The sequence below is a fragment of the Pseudomonas sp. EB271-G4-1 genome (assembly GCF_058791355.1).
In genome coordinates this window covers 1-5,483 of record NZ_JBYTEO010000128.1, presented here as the reverse complement: position 1 = coordinate 5,483, position 5,483 = coordinate 1, and the positions used below count along the sequence as shown (strand labels likewise).

3 protein-coding genes are annotated in these 5,483 nt (G+C 62.1%); all 3 read right to left on the bottom strand.

Going from position 1 to position 5,483, the window contains the following annotated elements; all coding sequences use genetic code 11:
- Window positions 1-255 precede the first annotated feature (255 nt).
- The 3 genes from AC3WWR_RS30675 to capB all read right to left on the bottom strand — a co-directional run bounded on the left by AC3WWR_RS30675 (window position 256) and on the right by capB (window position 5,204).
- On the bottom strand, window positions 256-1,236 hold the full coding sequence (locus tag AC3WWR_RS30675) for an AraC-like ligand-binding domain-containing protein (protein ID WP_020800834.1): 981 nt from the start codon (window positions 1,234-1,236) through the stop codon (window positions 256-258).
- 97 nt (window positions 1,237-1,333) lie between these two features.
- Window positions 1,334-3,424 (bottom strand): caprolactamase subunit alpha, encoded by a 2,091-nt coding sequence (gene capA, locus AC3WWR_RS30670; RefSeq protein WP_033042676.1) that lies wholly within the window; start codon window positions 3,422-3,424, stop codon window positions 1,334-1,336.
- Window positions 3,425-3,458: 34 nt separating this feature from the next.
- A complete protein-coding gene (capB, locus tag AC3WWR_RS30665) occupies window positions 3,459-5,204 on the bottom strand; it encodes a caprolactamase subunit beta (RefSeq protein WP_033042672.1) in 1,746 nt (581 codons plus the stop codon).
- Window positions 5,205-5,483 lie beyond the last annotated feature (279 nt).

The following is a 5,483-nucleotide window of genomic DNA, read 5'->3' as shown; positions in this document are numbered from 1 at the left end:
AGGGGCAAGAGCCCTTGGTTACTTGGGGCCGGGCGGCGTTCCGTTTTTCCAAGTGACTCGCCGTAAGGGCGAAACCCCAAGTGGTCGTTACCGCAGCAATGGATATGTACGCCTGAAAGACAATTATCGCCTGCCAGGACGCCTTCGCCGGCAAGCCTGGCTCCTACAGTTAAAGCGGAACCCTGAGTGGTCGTTACCGCAGGAATGGATATGTACACCAAGGGAACGGCTCGGCTGTCAGAGCTGAAACCTGCCTCAGACACCAATATTCGAAGACGCAGCCAACCGAACCCCACTGCGCACTTCCCTGGCCGTACACCCAAAGTGCTGGCGAAAGCTTCGCGTAAATTGCGCCTGGTCGCTGAAGCCCCAGCGCATGGCCAGCTCGCCGATCGACAGGTGGCAGTTGGGGTCGCGCAGGCCTCTGTTGACCGCCTCAAGGCGGCGCAGGCGAATCCATTCGCCGAGGCTGTAGGACGTGGTGCTGAAGAGTTTGTGCACATAACGCACGGACAACCCGCAGGCCTCGGCGATCATCGGCGGCGCCAGGTCCGGGTTGCCCAGTTGCTGGTCGACGTACTGCTCGATGCGTTGCAAATGCAGGGCGGCCAGGTTCGAGCTTTCGCTGCTCAGCACCCGCTCATCATCACGCAATGCCATCAACAACGTCGAAAGGGCCTGCTCCAGCAGCATATGCCGGGCGGCCTCGTCGCACTCGTCGAAACGTGCGGCGCACATCGCCAGTTGGTCGACAAAGACCCGCCCGAGTGCGCGCCTGGCGTCGAAGCACAGGCGCGTGTAGCGTTCGGCTCCGCGCAATTGGCCATGCAGCGCGCGTTCGGGGAGCTTGAACACCCACAGATCGTTGTCGCTGGCATAGTGAAAGCGGTAGGGCGCGTCGCCCCGTTCGAAGATGAAACCACCCGGTTGGCAATGCAAGGCGCGGCCGTCCTGTTCGAAATGCACTTCGCTGCGCCGCGGTACGGTGACGAGGTAGCAGGCTTCGTGGTCTTCGCTGACTTGGGCTTTGCTGCGCGAATAGCCCAGTTGGCTGGAGCGCAAGCGAGAAAGGGTTAGCGCGGTGCTGCCGGTTTCCCAGATCTGCAGGCTGCCGCTGAAAGGGCGGTCAGGTGCGAATTCCAGGGACAGCGGAAAGTAGGCACTGCCAATGGCCTGGGCCCAGAGCGGCTGGCGTTGACTGTCTGGCCAGGAGCGTGTGGAGAGTTTGTAGGCCATGGCTGCCCTCGTATCTTTTTTATTATGAGGACGGTGCCGACGCAAAAAAGCCGTCGGCACCGTTGGGTTGCCATCATTTGCCAATGTCTACGGGCGGTCAATCACCGGGTGTCAGCCGGTAGGTGGCCGATGGCGCGAGCGTGGCCTGCCAGCCAGGAGGGACAACGATGTTGGTGGTCGCCTCTTCGATCACGCAGGGGCCTTTTACCGTTTGCCCCGATTGCAAGCGGTCACCGTTGTACACCGGCGTTTGCTGCCAGGACGACTGGGCGCTGAACAACATCGACCGATGATCGGTGGCCTTAGGCGCGACATCATCGGTAGCCGGCGGTAGTTCCGGCATGGGCGGACGTTGCAGGCGCGCAATTACCGAGCACTCGAGGTTCACCAGTTCTACCGGGCTCTCGGTTTCGCTGTAGGAGAACAGCGCCTTGTGCCGGGTATGGAACGCCTCACGCAACGCAACCAGGCCCGACTGATCCAGCTGATCGCAGGTCAGCTCGACGCTGCACTCGTGAATCTGACCGAGGTAGCGGATCTCCAGGTTGTAGAGGCACTGGACGTTATTACCAGCGCCAAAGCCATCGTCGCGCAGGTTTTTCATCCCGCGCTCGCGCAGGTCACGCAAGGTCTGGTTGAGCAACGGCAGGTCGACCAGTTCGTCGTCGAGGCGCATCGGCAGCGTGGTCAATTGGTCGTAGCGGATATCGGAAAGAATCTGCCCGTAGGCGCACAGCCCGGAAGCCACTTTCGGAATCAGCACCACCTTGCTGCCGATTTCTTCGGCCAGGCGCATGACGTGCATGCCCGCCGCACCGCCCGCGCCGATCAGGGCAAAGTCACGTGGGTCATAGCCGCGTTCGACCGACACCCGGCGAATGCCACTGACCATGTTCAGGTTGACCAAGGTGATGATGCCGATCGCCGCGCGTTCGACGCTGATGCCCAAGGGTTGGGCAATTTTGCTCCGGATCGCCTCTATGGCGGCCTGGCGATTGAGCCGGATGCTGCCGCCCAACAGCGCGCCGTCGGCCAGGTAACCCAGGGCCAGGTTGGCGTCGGTCACGGTCGGCTCGGTGCCGCCCTTGCCGTAGCACACCGGTCCCGGGTTGGCGCCGGCGCTGCGCGGGCCGACCTGGAGCATGCCGAAATCGTCGAGATAGGCGATCGAGCCGCCTCCGGCGCCGAGGGTTTCCACCTGGATCATCGGCACGCCGATGCGATAGCGCAGGAAGTCAGTGTCCTTGCTGAAGTTGGTGCGTCCTGACTTGCTCAAGGTGATGTCGAACGAAGTGCCGCCCATGTCCACCGTGATCACGTTGTCTATGCCGAATGGCTGCGCCACGCACAACCCGGCTTGCGGCGCGGACGCGGGCCCTGAGTTGATCGCATTCACCGCGCGTTCGCGCATCACCACACCGGGTGCCAGGCCACCGTTGGATTGAAAGTAGCGCGTGGGCTGCTGCGCGCCGAGCTCTTCGAACAAGGCGTCGATGCGTTCGATGTAGCGGCCCATGACCGGGCTCAGGTACGCGTTGACCACGGTGGTCGAGGTGCGGGTGTATTCGCGGATCTGCGGGAACACTTCGTTGCCGGTGCAGACGAATACACCCGGCAATGCCGCGCGCACCCTCTCGGCGGCGCGTTGTTCGTGGCTCGGATTGCGCACCGACCAGACGAACGAAATGGCCACGGCCTTGACGTCCTGTTCGCGGAAATACTCGATTGCTTCAGCAATCGCGTTTTCGTCGAGGGCGGCGTATTCGCTGCCGTCACTGAGGATCCTGCCGCCGATGGGGCGCCGCAGATGACGCGGCACCAGCATGTAGGCCGGCGGGTAGCTGGCATCGTAGCGATGGCCGTCTTCCTTGTGGCCCAGGCGGATTTCCAGGCTGTCCTCATGCCCTTCGGTGCACAGCAGGCCAACCTTGACCCCGGTTTTCTCGATCAACGCGTTGAGGGCCACGGTGGTGCCGTTGATGCACAGGTCACAGTCGCCAATGATTTCGGCGGGGGTGCGGCCGATGGCGTCAGCGATTTGCGCCAGCCCGTTGCGGATGGCGATCGTGCCGTCCTGGGGCGTCGACGGTGCCTTGAACAACTGCACGTTGCCGCTGCGATCGGCCAGGATGAAATCGGTGAAGGTGCCGCCGGCGTCGATGCCCAGGCGATATTGTTGCTTGCTCATGATCAGGGGTTCCAGATAGCTCAAAGGGGGGCGATCAATGCGTGGCGCGGCACGCACGAGTCGCGGCGTCATCGACCTGGCCGTTGCCGTCGATCACCACGCCGTATTCCAGGCGGGCGCCTTCGCGGGACACCAGGCCGTTGCGTACGTCGTCGGCCACGCTGGCAACCGGGCGCCGCAGGGGATCGCCATAGCCACCGCCGCCAGGGTTGATGTTGATCACCCGTTCGCCCGGTTGCGCGATGAGCTGCGCGTTGTAGATAAAGGACTGCTCCTCACCGTCGTTCTTGCGGTGAATCAATCGGCCCAGCTTCGGTTCGAGCAGGACGTTGTTCGCGTCCGCGGCACCAGACGTCGGCAGTTGTCGACCCTCGCCAAAACCGACCACGGTCATCGCGTGATCCAGCGGTTCGATTTCGATTCGCGTGCCAGAACCACCGCGAAATTCGCCGGCACCACCGCTGTCAGTCATCAGGCTGTAGCGATGGATGAGGATCGGGTAGGCGTACTCCAGCAACTCGATATCACCGGACATCAACGCGCCGAAACAGCACAACGGACCGCACGCCGGCCAACCGTCCATGGCCTTGTTCGCACCGGCGCCGGAAATGATCGAGGCGAGCACCATGGTCACGTACTCGTCGTTGCCATTGCGCGGATCATGGCCGGCAATGTTGATCCCGCTGGCGTGGCCCCAGGAGGCCGTGACCCGATCGGGGGCCGCTTGTTCCAGGGCCTGGCGCACCGCGTCGGCCAGGGTTTCCATCGGTGTGGTGGTGCTGTTGACGTGGGGCGCCGGTTCCTGGGCGTTGCACAAGGTGCCCGGCGGGCCGAGGTCGACCGTCACGCAGCGGTACAGCCCTTCGTTGTACGGTGGCGGTACCTGGGCGAACATCATCAGCCCCAGGTACACCCCGGACACCGAGTTGCCGGCGTAGGAGTTGATGAAGTACGGCACCTGCGGCGGACTTTCGATCAGGATGTGCGCCTCGTCGCCGCGAATTTCCACTTGCGCGGTGATCGACAGTTCACCCAGCCCATGGCCCGAGTCTTCCAGCACGGCAGTGCCGCTGTAGAGGCCATCCGGTACTTCTCGCAGCAAGGCCCGCATGTGCCGGTCCGCCATGTCTTTCAATTCGGCGATACACGCACGCACCTGCGCCACGCCATAACGATCGAGCAGTTCCAGCAAATGCCGTTCACCCACATTGCAGGCGCCGTACTGGGCGTTGAGATCGCCTTCCTGATAGGCCCGGGCGCGCATGTTGGTCAGCAGCAGGTTGATCACGTCTTCACGGCGCTTGCCTTGGGACCAGAGCTTGACCGGCGGGATCCGCAAGCCTTCGGCGTAGATTTCCCTGGCATCCGGGTTGTAGCCGGCAGGCACCGGTCCGCCGATGTCGGTCAGGTGACCTTTGCACACCGCCCAGAACACCAGCTCGCCTTGGTAGAACACCGGTTTGTACATGCAGCAGTCGAGAATATGGCTGCCCATGTAAGCGGGGTCATTGTGATAAATCACATCGCCTTCCTGGACGTCATCGCCGAAGAAACCGGCCACGCATTTCATCGCCGGAATCAGCGATCCGAGGTGAATCGGGATGTCCTGGCCTTGCAGGATCATTTCCGGAAGGTGATCGAAGAGTGCGTTGGAGTAATCGTGGGCCAGGTTGAAAACGCTTGAACGACCGGTTTTCTCAAGGGTGATGGTCATTTCCCGTTGCGCGGTTTCGAGCGCGCCACGCACGACTGCCAGGGTGATCGGATCTACTGTGCTCATGGGTCACCAGAAATCTTGTTGTTATTCAGGTGGAGGTCAGGACGAACGTCTAACCCACGACACAAAACTACGCGCTCGAACCAGGGGCTGGCTTGGCGCAAAGTGCACTGGTTTTTGATTGTCAGTGCACTTGTGATGGCGGCCTGACAGCCGACCAGGATGTTGGTGACTGAGTACATATCCATTGCTGCGGTAACGGCCGCCTATGGTTTCGCCCTTACGGCGAGTCCCTTTTTCAAACGCCAAAAAGGAACCAAAAGGCTTTGCCCCACCACTCGG

Coding starts and splice junctions, on each gene's coding strand:
- AC3WWR_RS30675 (WP_020800834.1), bottom strand. CDS start 1,236: ATGGCCTACAAACTCTCCACACGCTCCTGGCCAGACAGTCAACGCCAG.
- capA (WP_033042676.1), bottom strand. CDS start 3,424: ATGAGCAAGCAACAATATCGCCTGGGCATCGACGCCGGCGGCACCTTC.
- capB (WP_033042672.1), bottom strand. CDS start 5,204: ATGAGCACAGTAGATCCGATCACCCTGGCAGTCGTGCGTGGCGCGCTC.